General features: G+C 37.4%; 2 protein-coding genes and 1 pseudogene. All 3 read left to right on the top strand.

Features of this window, described 5'->3' with window-relative positions:
- The coding region (locus E6X37_RS10280) for a cupin domain-containing protein (RefSeq protein ID WP_353799503.1) at positions 1-340 on the top strand (340 nt) is incomplete at its 5' end.
- Between the two features lie 201 nt (positions 341-541).
- A pseudogene (locus E6X37_RS10275) lies at positions 542-739 on the top strand (hypothetical protein); the annotation flags it as partial.
- A gap of 127 nt (positions 740-866) precedes the next feature.
- Positions 867-2,141, top strand: coding sequence for an SLC13 family permease (locus tag E6X37_RS10270; RefSeq protein ID WP_004698525.1), 1,275 nt, complete (start codon positions 867-869; stop codon positions 2,139-2,141).
- Positions 2,142-2,325: the final 184 nt, after the last annotated feature.

The raw sequence follows: 2,325 nt of genomic DNA, 5'->3' as shown, positions 1-2,325 counted from the left end.
TTCTATGAGTAAGACTTTCACAAAAAATATCCCAGTCAACGAAATTTTACATCTAGGCGATTGTTTAGAGTATAAAGAAGGGCAAGTGATTAGTATTACTATAGCCCAAAATGAACGCCTCAGTATTACCTTATTTGCGTTACCAAAGGGCGAAGAAATCTCAACGCATGTAACTGTAGGCGATGCGATTGTGCAAATCCTCGATGGAGAGGCACATATCGTCGTCGGTGATGTGGAATACAATGTGAAAGCTGGTGAAACATTGATCATGCCTTCTGAAGTCCCTCATAGCCTCGATGCCCGAGAAAACTTCAAGATGCTGTTGACCGTCGTTAAATAAATATATCATAATGAATGCATCCCTTGGATTAATAAGGGGTGTATTTTTATATTCCGTTAGAAAAATATATAATTTAGATAGTTATATTTGTAAAAAAGAGTACAATAAAATTATGGAGAGGCGTTAACATATTTAATAGATTTTATTTTAGAGGTCTAGAAAAGGAAGTCCTGCTGGAGGTTTACGATGAGCACGAAAGTAGATCCAAAAGCAGTGCTCGCGGCTATCGTAATTGCTAGTTCCTTGGCATATGCGACACCAATTGGTATGCCTGCCAATACTATGGTTTACAATATAGCTGGCTATAGCTTTTTGAATTATGTGAAAGCTAGTGTACCACTTATTGTTGTATCTAGTATTGTGGTATTGGTATTATTGCCAATTCTGTGCCCCTTTTAATATATAAGGTATTATCTAGCGTTGTAGATATATGAAAAATATTCATTATAAAAAAATTATATGATTTACATCACTGAGTTATATCTATATACTATAGGTGTATGACTACCATGAAAGGAAAGTTCTCATGGATTATAGTGTTGCTGTTACATTGGGATTCCTCGTATTTGCAATCGTCATGTTTGCATTGGAGAAGATTCCATTGTCTATTACGGCTATGATTGTAGCCGTTGGTTTGCATCTTTCTGGTGTATTAACCGCAACGGAAGCTTTCAAAGGCTTCGTTGACTCTAATGTTATTTTATTCATTGCTATGTTTATTATCAGTGCTGCTTTCTTTGAAACAGGTGTTGCTGTTGATGTAGGTGATGTTGTTAATAAATTTGCTAAAAACGAAACAATCCTTATTATCGCTATCATGATGCTTACAGGTATTATGTCTGGTCTCTTGTCCAACACAGGTACGGCAGCCGTTATGATTCCTGTTGTCATCGGTATTTGTAAAAAGGGTGGTTTCAACCAAACTAAATTCCTAATGCCAATCGCATTTGCAGCCGCTATGGGTGGTAATATTTCTATGATTGGTTCCCCTGGTAATATGATTGCAAACTCTAATTTACAAGAGGCTGGTCTTGGTTCCTTTAGTTTCTTCGCTTATGGTGAAGTAGGTTTACCTATACTTATCATCGGCACTCTATTCTATGCATTCATTGGCAAACGTTTCGTGCCAGAGGTTCCAACTCGTGAGCCTGATGCAAACTATCAAAAAAATGCTGACTTTGATCATGTTCCAATGTGGAAAAAATGGACAGCAGGTTTGGTGCTTGTATTGACTATTGCGGCTATGATTTTTGAAAAACAAATCGGTGTATCTTTGGCTGTTAGCGCTTGGGTAGGTGCTCTTGTTATCGTAGCAACTGGGGTTATTACTGAAACAGAGGCTGTTAAGTCTATCGATATGAAGACAATTCTGTTGTTTGTAGGTTCCTTGGCTCTTGGTACAGCAATGGTAAAATCCGGCGCAGGTGCATTTATTGCAAACCTTATCGTTGATGGTTTGGGTGAGACACCTAACCCATTGGTCTTGTTAGCAGTGCTTTTCTTCTTGTCTATATTCATGACAAACTTTGTGTCCAATACAGCGGACGTTGCATTGTTGGCACCTATCGGCTTGTCCTTGGCATCTCAATTAGGCTTTGACCCAAAAGCGATTCTCGTAGCTATCGTTATTTCCAGTTCTCTTGCATATGCTACACCAATGGGCACGCCTCCAAATGCTATGGTGTATAACGTGGCGGGTTACAGCTTTAAGGATTATGTAAAAGCTGGCGTACCATTGATTATTGTATCTGCCATCGTTTCTTTTGTATTATTGCCAATTTTATTCCCATTTAACCCGTAATTTTATATAGGTGAGTCATACTAAACCGTCACCGTTGGTGGCGGTTTTATTTATATAAAATTATTTCAATTCTGTTGCTATAGACACTGAAATTAAATCTCAATTAACTTATAATAAAGTCAACAAAAGGACAGTCCTTTTAATTATATTAATTGAGTTTTGACAAAATTTTATTTCAATCTAC

This window comes from Veillonella parvula (assembly GCF_032550495.1).
Classification (GTDB): Bacteria; Bacillota; Negativicutes; order Veillonellales; family Veillonellaceae; genus Veillonella; species Veillonella parvula_G.
Note: the sequence above shows the minus strand (reverse complement) of the source record. Positions and strands in the feature narration are given on the sequence as shown.

What these genes read in the sequence shown, in the direction of transcription:
- E6X37_RS10270 (WP_004698525.1), top strand. Translation starts at nt 867, where the DNA reads ATGGATTATAGTGTTGCTGTTACATTGGGATTCCTCGTATTTGCAATC.